At 63.3% G+C, this 26,929-nt stretch carries 24 protein-coding genes and 2 tRNA genes; 14 read left to right on the forward strand and 12 right to left on the reverse strand.

Going from position 1 to position 26,929, the window contains the following annotated elements; all coding sequences use genetic code 11:
- Positions 1 to 12: 12 nt before the first annotated feature.
- The gene (folD, locus tag NKJ64_RS20805) at positions 13 to 912 is read right to left on the reverse strand and encodes a bifunctional methylenetetrahydrofolate dehydrogenase/methenyltetrahydrofolate cyclohydrolase FolD (protein WP_023681888.1); all 900 of its coding nucleotides are present in this window, start codon (positions 910 to 912) and stop codon (positions 13 to 15) included.
- A 355-nt stretch (positions 913 to 1,267) separates the two neighbouring features.
- Complete coding sequence (locus NKJ64_RS20810; protein WP_023692390.1) at positions 1,268 to 3,556, reverse strand: GumC family protein; 2,289 nt, start codon at positions 3,554 to 3,556, stop codon at positions 1,268 to 1,270.
- Positions 3,557 to 3,754: 198 nt separating this feature from the next.
- Between NKJ64_RS20810 and NKJ64_RS20815 the strand changes: the two genes are divergently transcribed.
- Positions 3,755 to 5,050: a lipopolysaccharide biosynthesis protein gene (locus NKJ64_RS20815; RefSeq protein WP_023669300.1), complete on the forward strand. Its 1,296-nt coding sequence runs from the start codon at positions 3,755 to 3,757 to the stop codon at positions 5,048 to 5,050.
- On the opposite strand, the gene NKJ64_RS20820 is transcribed toward NKJ64_RS20815, so the two are convergent.
- The 3 genes from NKJ64_RS20820 to NKJ64_RS20830 are packed head-to-tail and all read right to left on the reverse strand — an operon-like array spanning position 5,047 to position 7,930.
- A complete protein-coding gene (locus tag NKJ64_RS20820) occupies positions 5,047 to 5,970 on the reverse strand; it encodes a DUF6492 family protein (RefSeq protein ID WP_023669299.1) in 924 nt (307 codons plus the stop codon). The genes NKJ64_RS20815 and NKJ64_RS20820 overlap by 4 nt on opposite strands.
- The gene (locus NKJ64_RS20825; RefSeq protein WP_023669298.1) at positions 5,967 to 6,761 is read right to left on the reverse strand and encodes a WecB/TagA/CpsF family glycosyltransferase; all 795 of its coding nucleotides are present in this window, start codon (positions 6,759 to 6,761) and stop codon (positions 5,967 to 5,969) included. Before NKJ64_RS20825 ends, NKJ64_RS20820 begins: the two co-directional genes overlap by 4 nt.
- The gene (locus tag NKJ64_RS20830) at positions 6,758 to 7,930 is read right to left on the reverse strand and encodes a glycosyltransferase (RefSeq protein WP_023669297.1); all 1,173 of its coding nucleotides are present in this window, start codon (positions 7,928 to 7,930) and stop codon (positions 6,758 to 6,760) included. Before NKJ64_RS20830 ends, NKJ64_RS20825 begins: the two co-directional genes overlap by 4 nt.
- A gap of 173 nt (positions 7,931 to 8,103) precedes the next feature.
- Here NKJ64_RS20830 and NKJ64_RS20835 point away from each other — a divergent pair, with 173 nt between their 5' ends.
- From NKJ64_RS20835 to proC, 3 genes are all read left to right on the forward strand, one after another.
- A complete protein-coding gene (locus NKJ64_RS20835) occupies positions 8,104 to 9,102 on the forward strand; it encodes a glycosyltransferase family 2 protein (RefSeq protein ID WP_023669296.1) in 999 nt (332 codons plus the stop codon).
- Positions 9,071 to 10,390 carry an O-antigen ligase family protein gene (locus NKJ64_RS20840; protein WP_352463245.1) on the forward strand — a complete coding sequence of 440 codons (1,320 nt, stop codon included), beginning with the start codon at positions 9,071 to 9,073 and terminating at the stop codon, positions 10,388 to 10,390. The genes NKJ64_RS20835 and NKJ64_RS20840 overlap by 32 nt, the downstream gene beginning before the upstream one ends.
- An 87-nt stretch (positions 10,391 to 10,477) precedes the next feature.
- Positions 10,478 to 11,293 (forward strand): pyrroline-5-carboxylate reductase, encoded by an 816-nt coding sequence (gene proC, locus NKJ64_RS20845; protein ID WP_352463246.1) that lies wholly within the window; start codon positions 10,478 to 10,480, stop codon positions 11,291 to 11,293.
- Between the two features lie 22 nt (positions 11,294 to 11,315).
- On the opposite strand, the gene NKJ64_RS20850 is transcribed toward proC, so the two are convergent.
- The 7 genes from NKJ64_RS20850 to NKJ64_RS20880 form a co-directional block, all read right to left on the reverse strand.
- Positions 11,316 to 12,215, reverse strand: coding sequence for an MBL fold metallo-hydrolase (locus NKJ64_RS20850; RefSeq protein WP_023727778.1), 900 nt, complete (start codon positions 12,213 to 12,215; stop codon positions 11,316 to 11,318).
- A gap of 276 nt (positions 12,216 to 12,491) precedes the next feature.
- A complete protein-coding gene (locus NKJ64_RS20855) occupies positions 12,492 to 12,866 on the reverse strand; it encodes a type II toxin-antitoxin system VapC family toxin (RefSeq protein WP_352463247.1) in 375 nt (124 codons plus the stop codon).
- A 16-nt stretch (positions 12,867 to 12,882) separates the two neighbouring features.
- On the reverse strand, positions 12,883 to 13,125 hold the full coding sequence (locus NKJ64_RS20860; RefSeq protein ID WP_023704520.1) for a type II toxin-antitoxin system VapB family antitoxin: 243 nt from the start codon (positions 13,123 to 13,125) through the stop codon (positions 12,883 to 12,885).
- 71 nt (positions 13,126 to 13,196) lie between these two features.
- Positions 13,197 to 14,519 carry an NAD(P)H-dependent oxidoreductase gene (locus NKJ64_RS20865; RefSeq protein ID WP_352463248.1) on the reverse strand — a complete coding sequence of 441 codons (1,323 nt, stop codon included), beginning with the start codon at positions 14,517 to 14,519 and terminating at the stop codon, positions 13,197 to 13,199.
- Positions 14,520 to 14,671: 152 nt separating this feature from the next.
- On the reverse strand, positions 14,672 to 16,066 hold the full coding sequence (locus tag NKJ64_RS20870; protein WP_352463249.1) for a multicopper oxidase family protein: 1,395 nt from the start codon (positions 16,064 to 16,066) through the stop codon (positions 14,672 to 14,674).
- A gap of 182 nt (positions 16,067 to 16,248) precedes the next feature.
- The gene (locus NKJ64_RS20875) at positions 16,249 to 20,085 is read right to left on the reverse strand and encodes a caspase family protein (protein ID WP_352463251.1); all 3,837 of its coding nucleotides are present in this window, start codon (positions 20,083 to 20,085) and stop codon (positions 16,249 to 16,251) included.
- A 401-nt stretch (positions 20,086 to 20,486) separates the two neighbouring features.
- Positions 20,487 to 20,561, reverse strand: a tRNA-Thr gene (locus NKJ64_RS20880).
- A 150-nt stretch (positions 20,562 to 20,711) separates the two neighbouring features.
- On the opposite strand from NKJ64_RS20880, the gene NKJ64_RS20885 reads away from it, so the two are divergent.
- The 10 genes from NKJ64_RS20885 to NKJ64_RS20930 all read left to right on the forward strand — a co-directional run bounded on the left by NKJ64_RS20885 (position 20,712) and on the right by NKJ64_RS20930 (position 26,834).
- On the forward strand, positions 20,712 to 20,906 hold the full coding sequence (locus tag NKJ64_RS20885; protein ID WP_023727781.1) for a hypothetical protein: 195 nt from the start codon (positions 20,712 to 20,714) through the stop codon (positions 20,904 to 20,906).
- A gap of 134 nt (positions 20,907 to 21,040) precedes the next feature.
- Positions 21,041 to 22,333 carry a UDP-N-acetylglucosamine 1-carboxyvinyltransferase gene (murA, locus tag NKJ64_RS20890; protein ID WP_023753869.1) on the forward strand — a complete coding sequence of 431 codons (1,293 nt, stop codon included), beginning with the start codon at positions 21,041 to 21,043 and terminating at the stop codon, positions 22,331 to 22,333.
- A 167-nt stretch (positions 22,334 to 22,500) separates the two neighbouring features.
- Entirely contained in the window at positions 22,501 to 22,935 is a 435-nt protein-coding gene (locus tag NKJ64_RS20895) for a DUF2948 family protein (protein ID WP_023753868.1), read from the forward strand.
- A 134-nt stretch (positions 22,936 to 23,069) separates the two neighbouring features.
- Complete coding sequence (gene hisD, locus NKJ64_RS20900; protein ID WP_023732390.1) at positions 23,070 to 24,362, forward strand: histidinol dehydrogenase; 1,293 nt, start codon at positions 23,070 to 23,072, stop codon at positions 24,360 to 24,362.
- Between the two features lie 6 nt (positions 24,363 to 24,368).
- Complete coding sequence (locus NKJ64_RS20905) at positions 24,369 to 24,854, forward strand: UPF0262 family protein (protein ID WP_023669283.1); 486 nt, start codon at positions 24,369 to 24,371, stop codon at positions 24,852 to 24,854.
- Entirely contained in the window at positions 24,842 to 25,306 is a 465-nt protein-coding gene (locus tag NKJ64_RS20910) for an arsenate-mycothiol transferase ArsC (RefSeq protein WP_081725519.1), read from the forward strand. The genes NKJ64_RS20905 and NKJ64_RS20910 overlap by 13 nt, the downstream gene beginning before the upstream one ends.
- Positions 25,307 to 25,491: 185 nt before the next feature.
- On the forward strand, positions 25,492 to 25,710 hold the full coding sequence (infA, locus tag NKJ64_RS20915; protein ID WP_006200926.1) for a translation initiation factor IF-1: 219 nt from the start codon (positions 25,492 to 25,494) through the stop codon (positions 25,708 to 25,710).
- Between the two features lie 19 nt (positions 25,711 to 25,729).
- The gene (locus tag NKJ64_RS20920) at positions 25,730 to 26,356 is read left to right on the forward strand and encodes a Maf-like protein (protein WP_023753867.1); all 627 of its coding nucleotides are present in this window, start codon (positions 25,730 to 25,732) and stop codon (positions 26,354 to 26,356) included.
- Positions 26,353 to 26,544, forward strand: a complete 192-nt coding sequence (yacG, locus tag NKJ64_RS20925; RefSeq protein WP_023669280.1) for a DNA gyrase inhibitor YacG — start codon at positions 26,353 to 26,355, stop codon at positions 26,542 to 26,544. Before NKJ64_RS20920 ends, yacG begins: the two co-directional genes overlap by 4 nt.
- A 214-nt stretch (positions 26,545 to 26,758) precedes the next feature.
- Positions 26,759 to 26,834 (forward strand) — tRNA-Phe (locus tag NKJ64_RS20930).
- The last annotated feature ends 95 nt before the right edge of the window (positions 26,835 to 26,929 follow it).

The raw sequence follows: 26,929 nt of genomic DNA on the forward strand, positions 1-26,929 counted from the left end.
CTGCTTTCTGGGTCAGAAGGAAGGCCGCTTCAAGCCGGCCGCAAGGTAGGCTGAGGCTAACGTATTGGCCATCAGCATGGCAATGGTCATCGGTCCGACACCGCCGGGCACGGGGGTGATGGCGCCGGCGGCCTTGGCCGCTTCGGCATAGGCTACATCGCCCACGAGGCGGGTTTTGCCTTCGCCCTTCTCGGGTGCGGCAATGCGGTTGATCCCGACATCGATCACGGTGGCGCCCGGCTTGACCCAGTCGCCCTTGATCATTTCGGGCCGGCCGACGGCGGCAATCAGAATGTCGGCTGTGCGGGCCAGCGCCGGCAGATCCTTGGTGCGGCTGTGGGCGATGGTGACGGTGCAGTTGGCGGCAAGCAACAGATTTGCCATCGGCTTGCCGACGATGTTGGAGCGGCCGACGACGACCGCGTTGAGGCCGGAAAGATCCTTGCCGCGCACGCGTTCGATCAAAAGCATGGAGCCGGCCGGCGTGCAGGGCACGAAGGCTGTTTCGAGTTCGCCGGTGCCGAGCTTGCCGACATTGATGAAATGAAAGCCGTCGACATCCTTTTGCGGTGCGATGGCCTGGATGATCTTGCCGGCATCGATATGGGCGGGAAGCGGCAGCTGCACCAGAATGCCGTTGATGGCCGGATCGGCGTTGAGTTCGCCGATGATCTTCAGCAGTGCCGCTTCGGACGTGTCGGCCGGCAGTGTGTGCTGCAGCGAATGAAAGCCGCATTCCTTGGCGGTGCGCGACTTCGACGCGACATAGACCTGGCTTGCCGGATCCTCGCCGACGATGACCACCGCTAAGCCGGGCTGGGCCTTTCCCTTGGCGACCAGGTCCTCGGTCAAGGCCTTGACCTTCTGAACCACGTCTGCGGCGACGATCTTTCCGTCAATCACTTCGGCCATGAACCATCCTCGACATCATTCCAGCCAAGGCGCGGCGCGCGCCTTGAACGTTGCTTCGTGCATGTCGTTGTTCCAAACGTTCCGCCCATTCGGGTAAAGCCCGACGGCAGCGTTTTTTGGGCGCCATGCTGCGCGGCATTGTCACGAAATTTGGCCTAAGCAATCCCGTCAAAGCGCCGTCACATGCCGTAAACTCGAAACCGGCAGCTTTTATTCTGTGCTGACGGGCTCAGAGCGACTCATCCTTTCACGGAAAGGCTGAACCGCTCTATTTCTTGTTTTGACGCAATTCCCAAGGGAAAGCGCGCTACGCGCTTTTCCCGGGAAAACCGTTTCACACTTTTCCTGGAATTGCTCAGAAATAGCGGCGGTGCGAACGGCTTTCGGTGAGTTCGCGCACCGCTTCGCGAAATTCGCGCAGGCTGGCGCGGATATCGTCGATTTGCGCCTGCTGGTCTTCCGGCGCCGCCCCAGCGGGCTGCGGAGAAGACCACGGCCCGGACGCCGCGGGCATCGGCTGAGCCTGCGAATAGGCATAGTCAGCCGGCTGACGAGGCTGCGCGTAGCCAGGCTGCTGCGCAGGGGAATTGGCGTGCGGAACCTCGTTCCGGAAGTCCGGCTGGCGATAGCCCACAGGCTCCTGCACCGGCCTTGTATATTCGGCGGCTGGTTGGGCGCGGTAGGTCTCGACGGGTTCGCCTGACGTCCCGCTACCCGGCGCGGCTTTGCGCATCGCCGAGAACAGTCCGTCGAACAGACCTGGGCTCCGGGCGGGAGCGGCCGCGGTCGGCAACACCGGAGGTGCTGCCGGTGGCGGCGCCACAGGCAGCGGCGCGCGATAGACCTTGTCCTCGACCGGAGGGGGGCGCTCGTCCATTCTGCCGCGCGAACGCGAATTGGCAGCGCCGCGCAGGCTGGCAAAGGCGCCGCGCATGGCGCCGACACCGATGCCCGAAGCAAGCCCGAGCAGCAGGCCGGCCATCGCTATTACAGCCCGCGACGGTCCGTTGGGTTCGAGCGGCGGTTGCGCGGGGGTCATCAGATTGATGTTGGTGGTGTTGATGTTTTGCTGTTCGCCGGTCTCCTTGGCGCGCAGAAGGTACTGTTCGTAGACGGAGCGTTTGGCCGTGGCGTCACGCTCCAGTTCGCGCAGGCTGACCAGATCGCTGTTGACGTCGCCGCTCTGGACCTTTGCCTGAGCCAGGCGGGAAGCGAGATCCTGCTCAAGCTGAACCGAGCGCTTCAAATCGACCTGCAGCGACGAGGCGATGCGGCGCAGTTCGCCTGCGATGCGCTCGCGCGAGCCGTCGAGCTGGGCGTTGAGCGCCTGGTATTCGGGATGACGCGGTCCCAGACGCACGGCGGCGCGGTCGGCCTCCTGCTTCAAAACTGCATATTGCGCGCGCAGTTCGCTCATCGTGTTGGAATTGATTTCTTCCGGCAAGGTGCCGTTGATGACCGAATTGACGTCCAGCGAACGCGCCGACGCGGCCCGGGCATTGAGTTCCAGCGTACGGGCCCGGGTGACTGAGAGCTGCTCGTTGAGCTTCAGCATCTGGTCGTCGCTGATCAGATGGCCCTGCGCGTCGACGAGATCATGCGTGGCCCTGAAATCCTCGACCTTGCGCTCCGCTGTCTCGACATTCTTGCGCAGGTCATCGAGCTTGGCCGTCAGCTGGTCCGTCGCGCGCCCGGCCATCCCGAACTGGTATTGGGCCGCCTCCTGCTGGAAAACGTCCCTGGTCGTATTGGCTATCTTCGCCGATTTGTCGGCGCTTTGAGTGGTGGCGCTGATGGAAACGACAAAGCTCTTGCCGCTGCGCTCAACCGACAGGCTCTTGGCCAGATTGCCGACCGCCAGCGCCTGGCGGCGCACTTCACCGCCGCCGCCAGGGCCATCCTGGCGCGACAGTATCGAGCGAATGAGCGACAGGACGCCAAGGCCGCCAGAGCCCTGTCCGTTGAATTCCGGATCGTCGACGAGATTGAGATCGGCCACGACCTTGTCGAGGACCTTGCCGGATGTCACCATCTTGATGCGGGTTTCGACAACAGCCAGCGCCGCATCGGGCTGCCCGACCGGTTGGGTGAGATCGTTGTCGGAAAGCTTCAGGTCGCCTGGCTCGATGACCATCTGTGTGGTGGCTTCGTATTTCTTCGGTGTCGAAACGGCGACGGCGACGCCGAGCACCGTGCCCAATATCGTCGTCGAGACGATCAGCAACTTGGAACGACTAATGCCGCGGACGACCTGGAGCGGATCGATCAGCGGCTTCCATTCCTGCCCGTCATCGTCGTCGCGGTCCGGTCGCTGCTCGTGGAAAGAGCGGAGCTCATAGGCGGCGTGCTGCTGACGCCGGCCGGAAACAGGCTCCTCACGCGCGCTGGCGGCCGAAACGGGTTCGCCGTCGGCCTGGAACTGCGGCGGCTCGGGCGGTGACGTTGGCGCCGGATTCGACCGCGCCTCGCGTTGCGAGCGGGCTATGCGGTGACGCGTGGCGGCGTCCTCGCGCCATGACGGATCCACCCGGTCACCGATCGAGACCGCCGACGCATCCGCCGCCTCATCGCCGCGCACGGCTTTGCCGAGCGCCAGGAGGGAGCGCTCGCGCCTCCAGTCTTCACGGTTTTCCCTGTCGACCATTGTCTCGAAACTTTACCTTCGACGGCGCAGGAGCGGCGGTCGGCCAATCGTTAAGTCACGCTAAACAGGCATGGGAAACAAAAGGTTAATTTCCGAAGTCTGCAAGTGAAAGTTTCTCGCTTCGCCACGCATTGCCGGGATCTGTAAAATGGCGTCAGAACCGCACGTTAAGCTTTGCGGCTTACGGCTTTCCTCGATATGACGCAGGCCAGCGACATACCGCAAAGGCGGACACTCGCCCGCATCGGCACCTTCCTCGCCGAAAGACGGGGGCTGGTTCGCGACTATCTTTCAGCCATCAGCGGCGCCGGCGGGCGGCTGGTGTTCTCGCTTGCCTATTTCATCGCACTTGCCAACACGCTGTCGATTGCCGAGTTCGGCATGTTCGCCACCGCCTCGGCGGCCGGCGTCATGCTGTCGCGCATCCTCGCTTTCGGCTTCATCTCGGCGCTTTACCGCACAGCCACCATCCGCCCCAATCTGATCGGCACCTTCACCGCCGGCTTCCTTTTGCTTGGCGCCGTGTCCTTACCACTGCTGGCGGCGGCCTCCTGGGGCGTCTACCTGATCTTCTTCGCCAGCACCGTTCCGCTGGCCGTCTTTGCCGCAATCGTCTTTGCAGAGGCGCTTTTGTGGCGGCCGGTCGAGGTGGTGCTGATCGTCAACAACGGGCTCGGCAAATTCGGCCGCGCCGCCGTGCTGTCGATCGTGGCCACGGCGTTCCGCGCGCTGGGCGCCGTGCTGTTCATGCTATCGGGCCAGCACAGCGTCTGGATCTGGTCGTTGTTCTACATCGGCGCCAACGCCGCCTCGCTGCTGCTGGCCTTCGGCTTCTATTATCCACGCCAGCGGCTGAGGCTGCGCACCGAGCTCTATCTCAGGCGGCTTGCCGATTCGATCTATGTTGCAGGAGCCGAAGTGCTGTTCTACCTGCAGTCGGAATTCGACAAGCTGCTCGTGCTGGCGATCGGCGGGCCGCATCTGGCCGGCATCTATGCCATCATCATGCGGCTGGTCGACCTGACGGCAATCCCGATCCGCACCTTCTCGATGATGCTGGTGCAGAGGATGATGCGGGCGCCGGAGCTGTTGTCGCGACTGCGGGTCAAGAGCGGTATCGAAGCCGGCGTGTTCCTGGTGTCGACATTGGCACTGGCCGCACTCGGCATCGTGCTGCATTTCTTCCCCAATGCACTTGGCCGGAATGTCGCCGAGGCGGCGCCCTTGGTGGCGTTGGCAATCGGCGTGCCGGGACTGCGCAACCTGGTCGAATACCAGGCCGAGCTGCTGTTCGCGCGCGGCCAGACCGCGCTCAGGGCGCTCAACCTCGGCCTGCTGGCGGGGCTGAAGGCGGTGCTGTTGACCTATGTGCTGACCACGATTGCCGACACGCCCAGGCTTGTCGTATCGCTCAATGTCGTCTTCCTGCTGCTCTATCTCGCCTCGGCGCTGCTAACCTATTCGGCGCTGCGCAAGCCCGCCAAGGCAATCTAAGCCAATCCGATCAGGCGGCGGATGCGGCCGATATCGGTGCCGATGAAGGATTGCATGCCGATCGCCACCTGCCCCGGTGCCATAGCGGCGACGAAGCTGCGGAATTCGTCATCCGACAGCGCCTCCCCGGTCCAGTGCACGCGGCAGAATTCCTCCGAGCCGTGGAAATGGCCGGCGCCCCCCAGCACATCGTCGACATAGCGGCCATAGATCATGCATTCGGAGAACCGGCGCACTGAAGCGATGACCTCGACCCAGCCGCGCGCGTGCACCTTCTCGATCTCGGCGCACATCGCCGTCACGGTCTGACGGCGCCAGGCGATCAGCGTCGAAATATAGTCGTGGTTCGAAACCTCGGATGCATCGATACCAATCGCCGAGGCCGCATTGCGCGACCAGATGCGATGCTCGTCGTGACCGTCGCTCGACAGCACGCCGTCGCGCCGGAACAGCCGCACCTTGCCGTCGCGCCAGAAGGCGCTCAGATCGAATGGCTTGAGGAAGGCGACGTCGGAATCGCAGAAGACCAGCACGTCTTCTCCAGCATGCGCAGCGATGGCGATGCGGCGCAGCTGCTGCACATGCCAGCCGCGCAGCGGCTGGGTCTTGAGACTGAGCCAGATGCGACGGCGAAAGAGGCTCATCGGATCGTCGAACACACGCAGCCAGCGCGGCAGCAGGTCGCGCTCGTCGACAACGCTGCGGCGGTCGTTTTCCAACTGGCGAAACAGCGCCACGTCGCGGTGCTCGACCAGAATGTAATGATGCGCCAAGCCGGAGACATGGCGGTCGAGGGTCTCGCACAACAGGCGGCAGCGTTCGAAATCCGGCGCATAGCTGGCGGTCACCACCGCCGCCGTCGGCGTTTGCGGCAGGGCACCGGTCTCGGCTGCAGGGCTCGGCACGACGCGGCTGTTCACCGCAACTCTCCGGCGGGCTCGGGCCGACGCGAGAATTTCTGCCTGACGACACGCAGCAGGAACACCGGATTGCCGACGACGTAGCGGCGCCACAGCCGGCCGGGCTCGATGCACAGACGGAACAACCATTCGAGCCTCAGCTGGCGCATCCACAGAGGCGCCCGCGGCACCGTGCCGGAGAGAAAATCGAGCAGCGCGCCGACGGCGATCGGCAGCGTGCAGTGGCGGGCATCGATATGACGGGCGATCCACAATTCCTGGCGCGGCACGCCCATGGCCACAAGCAGCACGTCGGGCCGCAATGCCTCGATGCGATCGACGATCGCCTGCTCTTCGGCGGGGGAGAAATAGCCGTCATGGATGACGACGAATTCGTGCTGCACCGCCAGAGCGGCTAGCCTGACCGACGCCGCCTCGGCGTTGGCGCGGGTGGCGCCAAGCAACCCGACGGTCAGCGGCCTCGCCGATGCCTGCAGAAAGGCCGGAATGAGATCAGTGCCGTTGAGATTGTCCGGGAACGGCGCGCCGTAGAGCAGCTTTGCCGCCAGATCGACGCCAACGCCGTCAGGCAGGATGAGGAAATCGTCGAGCGCCTCGGCAAAGACCGGATCGGTAGAGGCGATGTTGGCGTTGTGAGCGTTGAGAAAACTGACCTTGGTGAAGCGCCGCTCGGCAATCAGACGAGCGAGCAGCGCGATCGCGTCATCCCAGCCGATGGCAAGGACCGAAATGCCAAGGATCGTCTTCAGCGTATCGAGCCCGAAGGCGGCGCGGGCGGTGTGCATGTTCATGCAAACACCTCCTCCCCCACCGACCCGAGCTTTTCCAGGCCGAGCCTGATGGCGGCATCCAGTGCCTTGATCTGCCGGCGGTGAAAGGCGCTGCCATCGACATCCTTGACATCGGCCGCCGCTGCCTCCAGCGCGCCGGCGAAGGCGGCCGGATCGTCGGTGACGAAGCAATTTGCCGGGCGATGATCGATGCCGCGCAGCGAACGGCTGGTGGCGACCGACGGCAGGCCGAGCTCGAAGGTTTCGATGGTCTTGAGCTGAACGCCGCTGCCCGCGGTGCTGATCAGTGGAATGACGGCGGCGCCGCGCACGAAATTCTGGGCGTCGGACACGCGGCCGACAAATTCGACACCGGGATGGGCAGAGGTGATATCCGACGGCATGTTGCCGGCGACCCTGATGCGAAAGCTCCGGCGAAGATGCGGCACGACTTTTTCCAGGAACCAGTCGAGGCCGATGCGGTTCGGCTGCCAGGTCCAAGTGCCGATCAGCGCCGCGTCGCAATCGATGCGGCGCGGCTTGACCGGCTTTGGGGCCGTGGCAGTGGTCACCAGCGGCAGCACCGCCGAGCGGTCGTCGCTGGCAACGCCGAGTGCGGCGCGGTCTTCCTCGGCCAGCGTGAAGACGAAGCGAGCCCGGCGGCAGAGCCGCTCCTCCATGGTCTTGAGCAGCCTGGCCTCGCGGGCAAACAGCAGGCGCTGGAAGCGACTGTTTGCTGCTGCCGCATTCTCTTTGGCCGAACCATGTTCGACATTGTGGGCGACGAAAATCGAGGGACGGTCGGCGAACAGTTTTTCAAAGGCGCCGGCGAACTGCACCGAATTCAGGACATAGCCGTCGAAGGGACCGGCGCGCTCGATCGCGGCACGGACTTCGCTGTCGGAAACCGCGCGCAGCTTCACGGAAGCGAAGGTGAGCCCTGACAGCACCGCCTTGCCAAGCCAGGCGAGCTTCTGCCGCGCCGAGGCGCTTTCCGTGCGCACGTCGACGGCGCCGAGCACGATGGTGTTTTCGGGGTCGCTGGGCGCCTTGCCCGGCCAGATGAAGCCGATGACGGTGACGCGCACGCCGGCGCGCCGCAAGGCGGCGATGATCGCAGCGTTGGCGATCTCATAGCCCGAAGCGAGAGCGCCGTCGGGCACGATCGATGTGGCGAACAGCAGATGCATCTCACCTATCCAGGCGTCAGCCACTAGCAAAGCTGGGTGAACCCTTGATTAAATCATGCGACGCAACGGCTGAAAGGCGCGGACCAGCAGGCGCCGCTGCGAAAGGTGATTAACGAAACGTTATCGTCGCGGTGTTATCAAAAAGTCAGATTCAAAACATGCGGCTGGAGCGGATGATCCCTTTGCCATCGGACGGTTCGGTATCGATTGCGGGACGCTCTCCGGGGCTCGCCGCAGAGACGATCGCTGCCGTCGTCACGCTGCCGACCTTCAAGCGGCCGCAACTGCTGCTGGAAACGCTGGCGTCGCTGAAGGCACAGCAAACCAGCCGGCGCTTCGCCGTCATCGTCATCGAAAACGAAGCCAAGGCGCGTGAGGGCGCCAAGGCGGCCGTGCCGCTGTTCGAACGCGACGATATGAAAGGCATGGTCATCATCGCGCATGAGCGGGGCAATTGCAGTGCCTACAATGCCGGCTGGCAGACGGCGATCCTGCATTTTCCGGATTTCCGCCACCTGCTGGTCATCGACGATGACGAGATCGCCGACGCGGACTGGCTGGAGCGCATGTGCAAGACGGCGGAGACGCTTGGCGCCGACATTGTCGGTGGCCCGCAAGTGCCGGTGTTTACCGATCCTGCTCACGCCAAATGGGCCGAGCACCCGGTGTTTGCGCCGCCCTATCGCCAGACCGGGCGCGTGGCCGCACTCTATTCCTCGGGCAACCTTCTGGTCGGACGCAATGTGCTCACCATCATGGGGCCGCCCTTCCTCGACCTGCGGTTCAACTTCATGGGCGGCGGCGATTCCGACTTCCTCAGCCGCTCGGCGCAGAAAGGTTTCGTGCTTGGCTGGTGCGCCGAGGCAAAGGTGCGCGAAGGCGTTCCAGCCCGGCGCATCGAGGCTGACTGGATCCGCGCCCGATCCTTACGCAACGGTGTAATCTCGACGCTGGTCGAAAAGAAGAAGCGCGCCGGCACGCCATTCGCCGGCGCCAAGGTGTTTGCAAAAAGCCTGGCGCTGCTGATAGCCTCGCCCGTGCGCGGCGCAATCAAATTGGCGCGGACAGGATCGCTGTCGACGGCGCTTTACCCCGTCTATGTCTCGCTCGGCCGCGTGCTTGCCGAATTCGGATACGCCAATGAGCAATACAGGCAGCCTGAGAAGAACTGACGAGCTGCTGCTGGGCGGCATCGTCACCCGCAACAGTGTGGCGACGGCGATTGCCGCGCTGTTATTTGCCGTCGTCATCGTGTCGTTCCGGCCGTTTCAGCCGGCAGGCGCGGAACTGACCGGCGACGGCGGCGACATCGTCAACCAGCTCGGCTTCAGTTCGCTCGGCGCCATTTCGATCTTCTCACTGCTGACGTTCGCCGACCCCAAGGTGGTGCGCTCGCTGCTCAGCCCGTCCTGGATTCTGATGCTCGGCTTTTTCATGCTTTCGGTCATCAACGCGACCGACCCGTCCTCGGCCATGCGCGCGGCCTTCTTCACGCTGCTTGGCGTTCTGACGATAGCGACGGTCCTGGTGCTGCCGCGCAATGCCGACAGCTTTTCGAAAGTCATCATATTCTGCGCGATCGTCGTTATCGGCCTGTCCTATATCGGCCTCATCGTCTTTCCGCATGAGGCCCTGCATACGGCCGATTCGCAGGAGCCCGAACATGCCGGCCTGTGGCGTGGTGTATTCGCCCACAAGAACATTGCCGGACCAATCATGGCCTGCTTCAGCTTCGCCGGCCTCTATCTCTTCCGGCGCGGCCAGAAATTCTGGGGCGTGGCGATCTTCGGCGCGGCGATGATCTTCATGCTGCACACCGGATCCAAGACGACGGCCGGCCTGGTGCCGTTCTCGATCCTGATCGTCGTGCTGCCGGGCCTGATCGGCATGCGGTTCGGCACGCCGATCCTGTTTGCGCTGGCGATCATTGCGACGGCCATCGGTACCTTAGGCATCGTCTTCATCCCGCCGGTGAAAGAGCTGGCGGCCACCTATTTCCCCGACCTCACCTATACCGGGCGCACGACGCTGTGGGAGTTCTCCGGCGAGATGCTGGCGAAGAAGCCTTGGACCGGCTACGGCTATGAAAGCTTCTGGGGCACGCCGCTGCTGCTGAGCCAGGACCAGCCTTTCGACCGGGCCTGGGACATCCGGACCATCGTGCATGGCCATGACGGCTATCTCGACATTGCGGTGCTGATGGGCATCCCGGCGCTGTGCGTTGCCGTCTACACTTTCCTGATCGCGCCGCTGCGCGACTACATGCGCATCCCGCCGCGCAAGGAGAACATCTATCTCGGTGACTTCTTCATGATGGTGGTGCTGTTCACGGCGCTGAACGCTTTCCTCGAAAGCTTCTTCTTCCACCGCGGCGACCCGGTCTGGCTGTTCTTCGTGCTCGGCGCGCTTGGCCTGCGGCAAGTGTCGCTGCGGCCGATCGCGGTGCGCCGGCGACCTTGACCGGCTGGCCTGATCCAGCACCCCTTGAGGGGCTTTCCCGTCTGCCCGCTAGCGTCTAAGGAGAACCCTTGTCTCGGAGGGCTCTCAATGACGATCAGGCTTGTTCTCGCCGGTTGCGGCAATATGGGTTACGCCATGCTTGCGGGCTGGCTGAAATCCGGCAAGCTTGCCCCGCAAGCCGTGTTCGTGGTCGAGCCCACTGCCGAATTGCGCAAGCGCGCCGAGCACCTCGGTTGCAGTGTCGCCGCGGACGCGAACGGGATCCCCGCCGACGCAGAGCCCGACCTCGTCGTCATCGCCGTCAAGCCGCAGGTGATCCGCGACGTCACCGCCGCCTACAAGCGCTTCGGCGACGGCAGGACCACCTTCGTCAGCATCGCCGCGGGCACGCCGGTCGCCACCTTCGAGCACATACTCGGCCATCTCGCGCCTGTTATCCGCTGCATGCCCAACACGCCGGCCGCGATCGGCAAGGGCATGATGGTGGTCTATTCCAACCCGCTGGTGACCGACGACATCAGGCGTTTCGTTGCCGAGCTGCTGTCGGCGAGCGGTGTGGTGACGACGATCGACGACGAAGGCCTGATGGACGCGGTGACGGCGGTTTCGGGGTCCGGTCCGGCCTACATCTTCCATTTCATCGAGGCGCTGACGGTTGCAGCCGAGAAGGCCGGGCTGCCGACCGAGACCGCCAGGCTGCTTGCCATGCAGACCGTCTATGGCGCTGCTGCACTCGCTGCCGAAAGCGGCGAGGAGCCCGGCGTCCTGCGCCAGCAGGTGACCAGCCCCAACGGAACCACGGCAGCCGCCCTTGCCGTGCTGATGGGCGAAGACCGGCTGACGAAGCTGCTGACCGAGGCGGTGGAAGCCGCGCGGCTGCGGTCGGTGGAATTGGGGAAGTAGCCCAGACGCTCGCGGGGCCGTATCAGCCCCACTTCATCTCACCCTTGGCGACCTTTGCGCCCAGTTCCAGGGACGAGACGTCCAGAAGATCGGGATAGCGCCGCTTCATCGCTGCAATCAGCTCGACGCTGGATTTCGCTTTTTCGGCTTCCTTATTGAAAGCTTCGAGGTAGGCGCGGGTGAATTCCACGGCCGCCAGACCGTCCGGTGCACCGGCTACCTGATGGGACGGCACCACGATGTTTGGTTTGCGGGACGCGATTTCGTTGAGCGCGGCAATCCATTTCTTGCGGTCGTCTACGGTTGGCTCGTCGGCAACCCAGACATGCACGCCCGACGAGATCAGCACGCCGCCGAACACCGCTTCAAGGCTGGGCACCCAGAGATACCGCCGGTCTTTCAGATCGGCGACGGTGACGATCTCGATCTTGTTTCCTTCGACTTCAAGTGAGGTGATATCGGATGCCTCGGGAATGACGACATCCGCCAGGACCTTCGGTCCATTGTCCTTGAGCTGCGGGCCCCAGACATCCAGCTTGGCTTGCACATTGGCTTTGATGGCCGCCACCGTCGCAGCGGCCGCGATGATCTTGGCGCCGGGGAAAGCATCCGCGACGGGACGCAGGCCAAAATAATAGTCAGGGTCGCTGCAACTGACATAGATCGTCGTCAGGGTCTTGCCCGTCGCCTTGATCGCATCCGCGACCGCACGGCCATCGGACAGGGTAAATCCGCCGTCGAGGAGGATGGCTTCTTTTTCCCCGGTCAGCAGCACCGGCGTGCGGCGGAAACCATTCTCGTCAGCCTGAAAATAGGTCCATTCCAGCTTGGCGGCCGCCCTGGCTGCAAAAGCCAGAGGCTGAAGCATGGCAACCATGCCCGTTGCCAGAAGGGTTTTCATCGTCTCGCGTCTTGTCCAAATGGTTTGCAAGATTTCAATCCTCAATGGGGGTTCAACTGATCGTTCGGAGATTGGCATCTCGGCATCGTTTGAAAAACCCGGATCAAAGAGACAGACTGTATGAATGGATCATACAATGGCAGCCGATGGGTCTGCGCCGTCAGCACGAGCGCAATGACCAGGCGTGTTGCGCGAGCAGGTCAAAAGCCCCATGGCGCGACCGCGGCAGCATTTGGCCTGCTGGGCGGGAGCGGCTGACGAAGCTGCTGACCGAACCGTGGAACTGGGGGAGTAGGATCAGGCCAGATCGGTGTGGGAAAAGTCTTTCCCTTTGTAGAGCAAGGGCATCCCACGGCTTTTTGCCGAGGCATATGACAGGCAGTCAGCGAGATTGAGCTGAGCCGGGTGGCCGCGACCTTTGCCATAGTTCGAAAAAGCCTGGATCGCGAGCTTGGCATCACCCATTTCGATCGGAACCACCTCGATCGCGGCCTCACGCAGGAAGTCCTCTATCGCCTTTTCGGCGAAGAGCGGCTCCACCACCAACTTCGATGAAAGCCGCATCGCCGCTTCGAGCACGACCAGCGGAGATGTGATCCGTATCGAGGCCTGCCCGATCCGGCGGCTCCAATCGGCGGCGTCTTCCTCTCCGGCGAGGACAGCGATCACCACCAGGTGTCGATGAACATCAGGAATGTCCCCACATCTCGTCGATCTCATCCTTAGTCAAATCCCTGCCGCCGCTTCCCGCCTTGGCCTTCAGATCGTTCGATATGGCGGCCAGCCGCTCAGCCAGCGGAACCTGTTCACGTTCGCGCTGAAGCTCGGATTCGAGCGCTTCGATCACCGCTTCGGTCAAGGAAATCTTTCGCTTTTCGGCAAGCTGCCGGGCGAGGTCACGGGCGCGCGGGTCTCTGATCTGGAGATTCATTCTGGAAGCCTCCGTTCGCTGTCACTACAATATAGTGATCTTGTCATGACAAAGCCAGAGAGCTGGCCTGTTCATGCCATCTCAGCCCCGTAGAGCATATCATCCTGCAGCTTCCGCAAAGCGAACAGCCTCGTCGTGCGGTCGGGCGTAGCATTGTCGGCGGTGAGCAGTTCGCCCTTCCTCACCGGTTTCAGCACCTTGCCGCCTTCGAGCAGGCCGACCGGCACTGCGCGATTGGCGCGCGCCTCTTCGACGGTCATGGTCCATGAGCGGTAGCAAGTCTCGCCGATGGCATCGAAGGTCTCGCCCATGGCGAGATCGCGCTTGGCCACCGCGCAGACCTCGGCGACCGGCCTCGGCAGCGGCACCATGTCTGGCCGGCCATAGAGCATGATGCGCGCCGCGGTCAGCGGCACTTCCAGCGAGGTCAGGTGATACGGCCGGAAGAAGCTGTAGTAGGGGCCGTGGCCTATGTGCAGGTCGTCCATGCGCTCGACGATGCGCGGATGCGTCGCCTCGACGATGACGAACACGCCGGGCGCCACGCCCTTGCCGATGGTGTAGTCGACAACGCCCTTCTTCGACAGGATGCCGCCATCCGCCTTCGGGATGAGCACATTGGCCAGCTGATCGCGGTCGGCCTTTGGGCCGTGCATGCCCGGCACATCGGGCACCAGCCCGGTGGCGTTGGCGATGGCGCACATCTCGACCATGGTTTTCGAGCCGTCTACGAACTCGACCAGCATGCGCGGGTTCATGTTGCGGCGAAGGGCTTCCTCGCGATAGTCATCCGGAACGGCATCGTGGTTGAGCGGGTTGTTCTTGCCCTTGCCAGCCGAGACGATGGTGTAGCCGAGCGCGGAGGCAAACTCGATCAGCTCCATGCAGCTCGACGGCTCGTCGCCGGCGCCGACCGAATAGACGACGCCGAGCCGGTCTGCCTGCTGCTTGAGGTAGCAGCCGATCGTGACGTCGGCCTCGACATTCATCATCACCAGGTGCTTGCCGTGCTCCATCGCCTTCAAGTCGAAATCGGCGGCGACACCAGGCTTGCCGGTGGCGTCTATCACGACGTCGATCAGCGGATTGGTGACCAGCATCTCGTTCGTGGTAATGGCGATTTTGCCCGCCTCGATCGCCGCGGTGACTTTCGAGCCCCTGTCCGCCTCGACCGCCATCGCCTCATCGCCATAGGCGATGCGGATGGCGTCACGGGCGGTGTGCGGGCGGCGTGTCGAGATGGCCGCGACCGAGATGCCGGGCATCAGCATGCCTTGCGTGACCAGGTCGGTGCCCATTTCGCCGGAGCCGATGACGCCGATGCGCACCGGGCGGCCCTCGGCGGCGCGCCTGGCGAGATCGCGGGCCAGTCCGGTCAGGGCGACATTGGTCATGCAAGCGTGTCCACGGCTTCTTGATTGCAGGCGGGAATAGCAGGGAACGGCCCCGCTTTGCCAACGAAACCAGCGGACGGCGGCAATTTCTCCGACAACAGGCCCGGCAGGTGAGGCCAACCCCGGTAGAGGCTGATTGACCCGCCTCGGCGTCAAACCACCCTGATATAGCTCGTCATGCCGGTTTTCTGATGTTCGATGATGTGGCAGTGCAGCAGCCAGTCGCCGGGATTGTCCGCGACGAAACCAAGCTGAACCTTCTCGTTGGGCTGCATGAGATAGGTGTCGGAGATGACCGGCTGAACCTGGCGCGTCGAAGACGACAGCACCTTGAAGCTCATGCCGTGCAGATGCATGGGATGCGATTGCGGCGTCAGGTTTTCCAGGTCGATGACATAGCTTTGGCCGAGCTTCAGCTCGGCCAAAGGCGCGGTCGGGTCCGGCGTGTCGCCGGGCCACGGCACCTTGTTGATGGCCCAGAAGGAGTAGCCGAGCGTGCCACATATGCTGTCGCTCGGCACGTTTTCCGCGGTGGCGCTGAGCGAGAGCGCGATGTGTTTCGCGCTGGCGAGATCCACCTCCGGCACCGGGTTCGCTTCCAGCGGTGCGAGGTCGCGCAGGTCGCGCTTAAGCGAGCTTCCGGTAGCGCGCAAGGTGGCGAGGACCTTGGGTTTGGTGCCCCTGATGTCGCCCAGGCTGACGATCGCGCCCTCCTGGTCAGGCATGCGGATGGCGAGCTCCATGCGCTGCCCCGGTCCGAGCAGCAAGGCATCGGGCGCAAAACGCTGCGGCACCGGATTGCCGTCCAGCGCGATGACCGCGGCCTCCCCACCCTCGACGCGAAAGGCGTAGATGCGGGTGACATCGGTGATGGCGACCCGCAGCCGCACCAACCCGCCGGCCGGCGCGTCGAATTGCGGCTGGTCGAGCCAGTTGGCGGTGCGCACCGTGCCATAGGTTCCGGTTTTTGCGGCATCGCGCGGCCGGAATTGCTGGATGAACTGCGCGTCGTCGCCGAGGCGCCAGTCGCGCAGGTTGACGACGGCTTCGGCGTCGAATTTTGGATCGTTGGGGTTCTCGACCACGATCACGCCGGTGAGGCCATGGCCCATCTGCTCCAGCGTGTTGCAATGCGGGTGATACCAGAACGTGCCGGCGTCGGGCGGGGTGAAGGCGTAGTCGAATCGATCGCCGGTATAGACGTAAGGCTGAACCAGGAAGGGAACACCGTCCATCTTGTTTGGAACGCGAATGCCGTGCCAATGGATGGTCGTCGGGTCGTCGATGGCGTTGACGAGACGCGCGGCAAAGGGCTCGCCTTTTTTCATCCGCAGTACAGGCGGCATGCCTGATTCACCATACGTCAGGACATCCCGGGTCTCGCCCGCATCCATGAACCTGGCCTGGATCTTTGCCGTCTTGAGCACCACCGGCTCAGGTGTGACAGCTGCCCAACCGCTGAGCCTGGTCATTGCTGCCAGCCCGACGCCGCCACCGCCGGCAACCGCAGCCGTTTTCAGAAGCCCGCGGCGGGTGAATAGGGTCATCTGGCGCTCCAACGGAATATGATTACCTGTCGTCCTGAATGACGGGTGGCGACCGGCGCACAAGCCGATACTGCCACATCGCATCTCTGTCATGCCATGGCGAGCCGGTGACATCTGCTTGCGCAACAGCGTGAACGCTGGCGTGCCCACCATTCGCCCGCATCCGGGAGCGCGGGCTCGGATTAATGCAACTCGGCCAGCAACGCCTGTGCCTCGGCGAGGTTCTTTTCGGAACCGGCGGCGAGATCGTCCATCTTCTTGTCACGGAAGATGACGAGCGCGTCCTGGCATGCGGCGATCGCTTCCTGTGCCATCGCCTTGTCCTTGTGGGCGGCGCCCAGATCGACCAGCACGTCGCACAGGCTGTCCTGCGTGAAGGCGACAGCCGGCACCGAATAGATCTTCTTTTGCACCACGATCGCCTCGCGCAGGACCAACACCGCCTCCTCGAAATGCGCGACATTGTTTTCGGCGCGGCCAGCCATGGTCAAGGCATAGCCCATCTCGTTGCGCGCATTGGCCCAACGTTCGGGATCGCGGTCGCGACCGAGCTGCTCGGCAAGCGCCCGGTTGACGACAATCGCCTCCTCGTACAATTCAGCCGAAGGCTCGCGGGCCGCGATCATGCTCAGCGTCTGCGCGAGACTGGTCTGGTTGGTGATCCAGAGATCGGGATCGCGGGCGATCGTTCGCACCGTGGCGAGGTCGCGGTAGATCTGAGCGGCTCGTTTCAGCTTGCCGACATCGTTCGCCCAGTAACCAAGACTCGACAGCCCGCCGGCGAGATTGTTCTGATTGTTCTCCCAGACAGCCAGCGCATTCTCGCGCGTTACCACGCTGAGCGCTGCGTCATAGGCGGCAATCGCGCGGGTGAGCAACTCGACGTCCTTGCCGTCCGCGGCCATCAGCAAGGCATTGCCGATATCGCCCTTGGTGCGCGCCCATTGCATGCGGTTGGGAAAACCGTCGTAGATCCGCGCTGCCGTCTCGAAGCTCTGCACGGCCTTGGCGTAGAACGTGGCGTCGCCACCAATCCGGCCCTGGCTGTAGACGGCAAAGCCGAGGTCGTAATTGATATTGGCCCACTCCTCCGGGTCGGCGTCCTTGGAGTAGGCGGGGAGCGCGGCTTCCAGCATGTCGGCTGCTTGCGCCAGCAAGTCCAGGTTGGATGTATTGTCGCCCAGGATCGACAGGGTCTGGCCGAGCACGCGCCGCGTTTGGCCGATCTCCGTGACATCACCGCCTTTCGTCTGCCCGTCGAGCGCCGCCCGCAGCGCGTCGACCGATTGCTGCAGCAGTTGATCGTCAGAGGCCAGCTTGCCTGACATCATCAACGCGCAGCCGAGGCGGAATTCCGTCTTGGCCCAATTGACTGGGTCCTTGTCGCGGGTGCGAACCCTGAGCACCTGACCGTAGACATCGATCGCCTGCCGCAGGGTCGAGATGTCCCCCGCGCGTTCGCCCCAGTTCGATAGCGTGCCTGCAAGGCTGTAGCCGATCGAAGCGAACTCGCCCGGCGCGGCGGTTGCGGTATAGACCTCCCATGCCTGACGATACGCGGTCACCGCCTGAATGTAGTAATCGGTTCCCGTATCGAGATCGCCGAGCGTGTCGTTGACCGATCCCAGATTCTGCTGCAGCGAAGCCCAGTCAAGCGGCAGTTTCTCACGCGGATATTCGGACAGAGCGGCCTGGTACGCGGTGGCTGCCTGCAGCAGCAGTTCCTTGTTCTTCTGCTTGGCGCCGAGGCGCTGCAAGGCGTTGCCGAGCGTCAGCTGGCCGTTGGCCCAGCTCGCCGCGGCGTGCTCGCGCGTCCAAACCGTAAGCGATGCCAGGGCGGCGTCGCGCGCCTGCTCAAGCGTGGCGACATCGCCGTTAATGGTTCCGATCGATTCCAGCGCCGTGCTCAGATTATTCTGGATTGTCGCCCATTGCGCCGGCGCGCGTTCCCTGGTCATTTCGCCGGTCGCCGCCTGATAGGCAGCAACCGCCTGCTGCATGGTCGCGATATCCTTTTCGCGCTCACCGAGGCGGTAGAGCGCAGCACCCAGATTGACCTGGCTCAGCGCCCAGTCGAGCGGCACGCGCTCTCTGTTGTATTCCGTCAATGCCGCACGATGCGCTTCGATTGCGGCGCGAAAACTGTCCGATGTGGTCTGGCGTTCGCCGATCTCGGACAGCACGATGCCGAGATTGTTCTGCGTCGCCGCCCATTCAAGCGGCAGTTTTTTCGACGACTGTACCTCGAGCGCCGAGCGGAAGGCCGCGACTGCCCGCTCAAGCAGTGCCGTCCCGTTCTCGCGCTGGCCGAGCCGCCAGTAGACCGTGCCCAGATTGCCATAGGTCGATGCCCAGTCGTCAGGGTAGGCGTCATGCGTATAGACGGTCAGCGCCTGCTCATAGGCGGCAGCTGCCTTGTCGAGGTTGTCGCGGCCGGCTTCCCGTTCGCCCAAAGTAGCAAGCGTGGCGCCCATATTGTTCTGGGTGGCCGCCCAAAGCAGCGGCAACTTTTCGCGGGTGACATAGGTCAATGCCTGTTCATAGGCTGTCAGGGCCTGGGCGAGATACGCATTGTCGCCGGAGAAGTCCCCTTGTTCCGACAGAGCGTTGGCCTCTGCCGCCTTGTAGTAGAACGCATCTTCGTCGCTCCATTTCGCGGCCTGCTCATAGGCCTTGGCGTAGTCCTGAGCCGCCTCCTTGAAGTTGAAGGAAATCTCGTAGGTTCTGGCGCTGCTGGCGAAAACCTTTGCGAATTCGAGCCGCTTTGCCTTCAGCTCGGCCTCGGCCTGGTCGACCGTAGACGAAAGTTCGCCGATGCGGGCCTTGGCCTGCTCGTTGAATTTCTGCGCCGCTTCGAGCGCGCCTTCCTGAACCGCCTGTTCGGCGAGTTTCGATAGCCTGGCAATTTCGGGGTCCGGGTTTTTCAAAGTCTCGCGTTCGGCCAACACGTGTTTCAGCCGTTCGGTCTGGCCACGCAGCAGCTTGTCGAGCTCAGCCGGATCCTTGGGTATGTCGACCCCGAGCGCCTTCAGCATGGCGTAAAGCCCATCCATCGGCACCTTGCCGTCACTCGATATGGTTTCGATCTGGCGGCGCTCCGGATCGGGTAGCGTCGAGATGGTCAGCAGGAGCTGGCGCCGCTCCCTGAGGATTTCGCCCTCATCGCCTTTCGGTGCCTCGGCGGGGGTACCGAAATAGAGCAGCCGGCGCAGGCTCTCATTGACCCAGGGCCGCTGCTGGCCGTTGGTCTTGAGATAGACCTCCTCGCCGATCATGCGCAGAACGGTGCCGAATTCCTCGCCGCCCATCGTGTCGATGTGGCGCAGGATCGCTGCCGCATAGGGGCTGTTGCCATCGGCCGGACCGTCCAGCGCAACCTTGCCGGGCTCGGCGGCAAAGGCGATGACCTGGCCGAGGCTGCCGTCGACCGAGCCCTTGGCGTCGGTGCCGCCCTTCAGGGAAACCACGCCGCGCGTTTCCCCGAGACCGCCGGCGCCGATCGGCTTGCCTTCGTCGCCCGGCGCCAGCTTCAGGAGCGTGCCCGGCGGGAACGGATCGTTGCGGCAGGCGTCCAGCAGAACGATGGTGACCGGCACCTTGGCCTTCAGTTCGGCGACGATGGACGACAGCGGCACCAGCTTTTCGCCGGCATTGTCGAGCGCCGAGATATCGGCATCGACAGGGACTAGATAATTCTCGCCGCCGGCTTCGATGCCGTGGCCGGAATAGTAGATGATGGCGACATCGGCGCCCTCGGCATCGTCGACGAAGCCTTCGAGATCGCGCCGCAATTTGCGCGCGTCGCGGTTGGTGGCGACATTGGTCTCGAAGCCGAGCCTGTCGAACATCTCCTCGATGGCGCGGGCGTCGTTTTCCGGATTGGGCAGTTTGCCGACATGCTGGTAGTCGGACTGACCGATGATGAGCGCGACGCCTTTCAGCGCCTTCGGCTCTTCAGCCAAAGCGGGGCCAAACGCGCATAGGCACAGCGCCAGTGCCGCAGCAATTGCCGCGCACACGCGCCCTGTCGCACCTGCCGTTCGCCCAAAGAGCATTCTCTACCCCAAAACCCAACGCTATCTTCCGCAGGCGAGATGGCATCATGATGGCCGGCCGATGGCAAGTCCTTGGGCGAGCTGTGTTCTTGTCGTGGATATGCGTACGAGGCGGCTGGCTTTCAGCGTGCGAGCGGTAGTGTTCAGCATGCCGGATACGGCCAGTCCGGCCTGTTCATGAGTTGACAGGTCCGGACTTGTTGAGCAGTCGTCCGGCCCCGTAAAGCCTCTTTCTCTCAATGTTTCCGGGCGAGGGGGCCACGGTTGGATGCGCGGGATTGGCACTTTTGCGTCAGCCGGCTTTTTTGGTCCGCAACGAGACCCCGACTTCGCGACTGCATCTTTTTAAAATCAAAGGAATGAACTGGTGCTGCGAGAGAGGATTGAACTCTCGACCTCTCCCTTACCAAGGGAGTGCTCTACCACTGAGCTACCGCAGCCGCTGATGGCGGGGCTTCTGCCATATAGAACCGGCAAGCGCAAGGCGTCTGTGAAAGGCTTTGCCAGACAAGTTTCGCTGACATGGCGGCGCCACAATGCTAGCTATCCCTTGAACGGCAGGCCCTGCCAGTCGCGGGCGGGACGGAACGATGGACGACAAGATAAATCCACCGAAAAAGGCTGATCCGGCAAAAAAGGACGGGACTAACCGCAAGGACCGTCTGGCCGAGCAGTTGCGCGCCAATCTCATGAAGCGCAAGACGCAAGCGCGTTCGCGGCGCACCGGTGACGCTGACCAGCGCCCGGAAGGCCTGGCGGCTGCTGAAAAAATGCACAAGGACTGACCGATATCGGCCACACTGGCCGGCCAACTTGGCCAACGGGCTCAGGAATCTTGAACCAAGCCGGCCAATGGTCTAGACGGGCCGATACGCAAACTGACGAAAACCGGCTTTTCGGGCCGAGGGGACATTCTCTCATGGATCGCATCAGAATTGTCGGCGGCAACAAGCTCGCCGGAAGCATTCCGATTTCGGGCGCGAAAAATGCCGCTTTGCCGCTGATGATCGCCTCGCTGCTCACCGACGACACGCTGACGCTGGAAAACGTGCCGCATCTGGCCGATGTCGAGCAGCTGATCCGCATTCTCGGCAATCACGGCGTCGACTATTCGGTCAACGGCCGCCGCGAGAAGCAGAATGAGGGCTATTCGCGCACCATCAACTTCTCGGCCCGCAACATCGTCGACACGACCGCGCCTTACGAGCTGGTGTCGAAGATGCGGGCGTCGTTCTGGGTGATCGGCCCGCTGCTGGCCCGCATGGGCGAGGCGAAAGTGTCGCTTCCCGGCGGTTGCGCCATCGGCACGCGGCCGGTCGACCTGTTCCTCGAGGGCTTGCAGGCGCTGGGCGCCGACATTGATGTCGACACTGGTTATGTGCTGGCCAAGACCAGGAACGGCCGCCTTGTCGGCAATCGCTATGTGTTCCCGAAAGTCTCCGTCGGTGCCACCCATGTGCTGATGATGGCGGCAGCGCTCGCCAAGGGTGAGACGGTGCTGGAAAACGCCGCCTGCGAGCCCGAGATCGTCAACCTCGCCGAATGCCTCAACGCCATGGGCGCAAAAATTTCAGGCGCCGGCACTCCAACCATCACCGTCGACGGCGTCGACTCGCTTTCGGGCGCGCGCGTGCGCGTCATCCCCGACCGCATCGAGACGGGCACCTATGCCATGGCTGTGGCCATGACCGGCGGCGATGTCGTGCTCGAAGGCGCCCGCCCCGAGCTGCTACAGACCGCGTTGGATGTGATTGCCCAGACCGGTACCGAGATCACGCCGACCAATTCCGGCATTCGCGTCCGGCGCAACGGCGCCGGCATTTCGCCGGTCGACGTAACGACGGCGCCGTTCCCGGCCTTCCCGACCGATCTGCAGGCGCAGTTCATGGGCCTGATGACCATGGCCAAGGGCAAGTCGCGCATCACCGAGACCATCTTTGAAAACCGCTTCATGCATGTGCAGGAACTGGCCCGGCTCGGCGCCCACATCACGCTGTCCGGCCAAACGGCGATCGTCGACGGCGTCTCCAAGCTGAAGGGCGCGCCCGTGATGGCGACCGATCTGCGCGCCTCGGTGTCGCTGGTCATCGCCGGTCTGGCGGCCGAAGGCGAAACGACGGTCAACCGCGTCTACCACCTCGACCGCGGTTTTGAGCGGCTGGAAGAAAAGCTGTCCAATTGCGGCGCGGTGATCGAGCGGATTTCGGCTTGACCGCACGGCAGTTGCTTCAGACAGACAGGCGTCTGGTGCTGCCTCCATTCACCGCCAACACTTCAAACCCGAGGCGCTAGCCTCGGGTTGAATTTGTGTCGCGGTTGCACCGACCGGAAAGACCGCCTAACAGAAGGCTGAAACCAACTTTCAGGTGTGCATTCGGCATGGCAGCCCTCAAACTCATTGCGCTCGACGATCAGGATCTGAGCATCGTCTCGGCTCACGTCCAGGACGCCGTGATGAAGGTCTCGGATCTCGAATACCTGCCTTCGGCCAAGCGTTTCATATTGACCATGAAACGCTTCGTCTGGGAGGCGAAGTCCGGATTGTTCAGCCAGCACAATGAGCGGCGCCAGGCCGTGTTGCATTTCGACCGCGTGCTCGGCGCCAAGACCAGCGGCATTGCCCGCGATCGGCCGGCCGAGGTGCTGTCGCTTCTGGCAATCAGCTTTATCGAAATCAGCAAGCCGGCCGGCATCGTCGAATTGGTCTTTTCCGGCGGCGGCGCGATCATGCTCGACGTCGAATGCATCGAGGCGCGGCTTGCCGACATAGGCGGCGCCTGGGAAGCCACCTCGCGTCCGGTGCACAGGGTCTAGAGCATGATCCCAAAAAGTGGGTGCCGGTTTTTGTTGGACAAAACGGGAATCGTTTGTCCAGAGATCTTGCTCCAACAAAGGGTTAGATCGTGATGAGATTTCAACCAAGTCTCATCACGATCTAGACGCAGCCGATGGCCATTACGCTTATCCAGTCCGATGCCGGTTTCGAGCAGCGTTTCGCCGCCTTCCTGACCACCAAGCGGGAGGTATCGGAAGACGTTGACACTGCCGTGCGCGCCATCATTGCGCGGGTTCGTGCCGAGGGCGACGCTGCCCTGGTCGACTACACGCTGAAATTCGACAAGGCCGACCTCAATAGCCTCGGCATTGCCGTGTCGAAGGACGACATCGCGCAGGCCTACAAAGACGCCGATCCGCAGACGGTCGATGCGCTCAAGTTCGCGCGCGACCGCATCCGATCCCATCACGAGCGACAAATGCCCAAGGACGATCGCTATACCGATGCCGCCGGGGTCGAGTTGGGTTCGCGCTGGACGGCGATCGAGGCGGTCGGGCTCTATGTGCCGGGCGGCACGGCAAGCTATCCAAGCTCGGTGCTGATGAACGCCGTGCCGGCCAGGGTGGCGGGCGTCGAGCGCATCGTCATCGTCGTGCCGGCGCCGGGCGGCATCATCAATCCGCTGGTGCTGGTGGCAGCCGATATATCAGGCGTTTCGGAGATTTACCGCGTCGGCGGCGCGCAGGCGATTGCCGCCCTTGCCTATGGCACGCAGACGATCCGGCCGGTCGCCAAGATCGTCGGACCGGGCAATGCCTATGTCGCCGCCGCCAAGCGCCAGGTGTTCGGCACGGTCGGCATCGACATGATTGCCGGACCGTCTGAAGTGCTGGTGGTGGCCGACGGCAGCAACGATCCCGACTGGATCGCCGCCGATCTTCTGGCGCAGGCCGAGCACGACGTGTCGGCGCAGTCGATCCTCATCACCGACGATCCGGCCTTCGGCAAGGCCGTCGAACAGGCGGTCGAGCGGCAGCTGCAGAACCTGTCGCGCGCCGAGACGGCGGCTGCCAGCTGGCGCGATTTCGGTGCGGTGATCCTGGTGGAGACCATCGAGGCCGCGCTGCCGCTGGTCGACCGCATCGCCGCGGAACATGTCGAGCTTGCTATCGACGATGCCGAAGGCTTCCTGGCCAGGATGCGCAATGCGGGTGCTGTGTTTCTGGGACGCCATACGCCCGAAGTCATCGGCGACTATGTCGGCGGCTCCAACCACGTGCTGCCGACGGCGCGTTCGGCGCGCTTCTCTTCGGGCCTGTCGGTGCTCGATTTCGTCAAGCGCACCTCGATCCTGAAGCTCGGGCCGGAGCAGCTGAGAGCACTTGCGCCGGCGGCGATTGCGCTGGCCAAGGCGGAAGGCCTCGACGCGCATGGCCGCTCCGTCGCCATCCGGCTGAACATGTAGGCGGCGATGGCGGACGGCGATCAAACCCGCGCAAGGCTGATCGATGTCGAGCTCGACGAATCGATCGGCCGTTCGACGCCCGATGTCGAACATGAGCGCGCGGTGGCGATCTTCGACCTGATCGAAGAAAACAGCTTTCAGCCGGTCAATGATGACGGCGCCGGGCCTTATCGGCTGAAGCTCTCGCTGGCCGAATCCCGGCTGGTGTTTGCGGTCGCCCGCGAGGATGGTGCTGATGTCGTCACCCATATCCTGTCGCTGACGCCGCTCAGGCGCATCGTCAAGGACTACTACCTGATCTGCGAAAGCTATTACGACGCCATCCGCTCCTCGACACCGAGCCATATCGAGGCGATCGACATGGGCCGGCGCGGCCTGCACAATGAAGGCTCGCAGACGTTGATGGACCGGCTGGCCGGCAAGATCGACATCGACTTCGACACGGCGCGGCGGCTGTTCACGCTGGTCTGTGTGCTGCACTGGCGGGGTTAGACCTGACTGGGGCGCCCCGCTCGATCCTGTTCTTGTGCGGCATGAACGCCGTGCGCTCGCCGATGGCCGAGCAGCTGGCGCGGCGCATGCTGCCGCCGGCCACTTTCGTCGCCTCTGCCGGCGTGCACAGGGGCGAGCGCGATCCGTTCGTCGACGCGGTGCTGGCCGAAGAGGGCCTGACGCTGGGCGAGCGCCAGCCGCGCTCGATGGACGATCTCGAGGACGATTATTTCGACCTGATCGTCACCCTGGCGCCGGAAGCCCACCACGCCGCGCTCGAACTCACCCGCTCGCTTGCCGTCGACGTCGAATACTGGCCGATGCCGGATCCGACCGATGTCGGCGGCAGGCGCGAGCAGATCATGGCCAGCTATCGCGACGTGAGAGAACGGCTGAAAGCGCGCATTAGCCGACGTTTTCTGCTTCCGGAGGTAAAAAACGCGGCGGATTGATGCATGTCGCTCAAAAGCGGTCCCGGTTTTGAGACAACGACATGCATAAAACGAAAGCTTGGAGCGCGTCGCTTATGACGCGATCTAAGCGTGTTCACAAGCGCACGATTATCATATAGGTTCCGCCGAAATTCCGGCCTGGGCGCTCCAGGGCGCCGGAACTGCAATCCAAGCAAAGGTATCGAATGCCGAAGGAAGAAGTCCTCGAGTTTCCGGGTGTCGTGACGGAATTGTTGCCCAACGCGATGTTCCGGGTGAAGCTCGAAAACGAACACGAGATCATCGCCCATACGGCCGGCCGCATGCGCAAGAACCGCATCCGTGTGCTGACCGGCGACAAGGTCCTGGTCGAGATGACGCCCTATGACCTGACCAAGGGCCGCATCACCTACCGTTTCAAGTAACAGTCCGGCGCGAACCGCGATGAGCATCCTGCAGAAGCTCGTGCTTGCCTCTGGTTCGCCGCGCCGGATCGAACTGTTGCAACAGGCCGGCATCGAGCCGGGCCGCGTGCTGCCGGCCGATGTCGACGAAACGCCGCTGCGCGCCGAACATCCGCGCTCGCTGGCCAAGCGGCTGTCGAAGGAAAAGGCGGAGAAGGCGCTGGCGTCGCTGAAAAGCGAGGAAGATTATGCGCCAAGCTTCGTGCTGGCCGCCGATACGGTGGTCGCGGTCGGACGCCGCATCCTGCCCAAGGCCGAGACGCTGGACGACGCCGCCAATTGCCTCGGACTGCTTTCGGGCCGTTCGCACCGGGTCTATTCCGGCATCTGCCTGATTACGCCGGGCGGCAAGCTGCGCCAAAGGCTGGTTGAATCCAGGGTACGCTTCAAGCGGCTTCCGCGCGAGGAGATCGACGCCTATGTCGCCTCCGGCGAATGGCGCGGCAAGGCCGGGGGCTATGCCGTCCAGGGTCTCGCCGGTTCGTTCGTCGTCAAGCTGGTCGGCTCCTACACCAACATTGTCGGCCTGCCGCTCTACGAGACGGTGGCGCTGCTTTCGGGCGAAGGCTTCAAGGTCCACACCAGCTGGCATACCGCGCGGCCATGAGCCTGGACGATAAGGTCACACCACTGCGCCCGAAGCGCCCCTGCCCCGAATGCGGCAAGCCGTCGGCGCGCGAGACCTATCCGTTCTGCTCGAAGCGCTGCAAGGACATCGACCTCAACCGCTGGCTGAAGGGCGCCTATGTCATCACCGCGCGGGATGACGAGGACGAGAGCGACGAGCCGAAGTAGGGTTTGGGCGGTGCCGGCCGCGCAATTCCACTTCGCCGACCTTACGCAATTGCTGCTTTGCCGGCGTCGGTATTGTCTGCGACAATTGCCCCGGAAAATCAGCGCTTAGGCGCTGGACAGGCCGGATTCCCGTGCTATAACCCACGCGCTTTCAAGGGGTGCGCCACGGCGCTTTCCTGAAATCCGGTCAGGCGATGTCTCGTTTGCCGGCGAGGCCCAGATAGCTCAGTTGGTAGAGCAGCGGACTGAAAATCCGCGTGTCGGTGGTTCGAATCCGCCTCTGGGCACCAGTTTTCTCTGGGTCCATTCCGGACACATAGGTTACGGTTTATATCGGAGACATGGGTAACACTTTTGGCCCGAAGGGGTTTTGGAGTGGTTCGAG

Source organism: Mesorhizobium sp. M0062 (genome assembly GCF_040323125.1).
Taxonomy (GTDB): domain Bacteria; phylum Pseudomonadota; class Alphaproteobacteria; order Rhizobiales; family Rhizobiaceae; genus Mesorhizobium.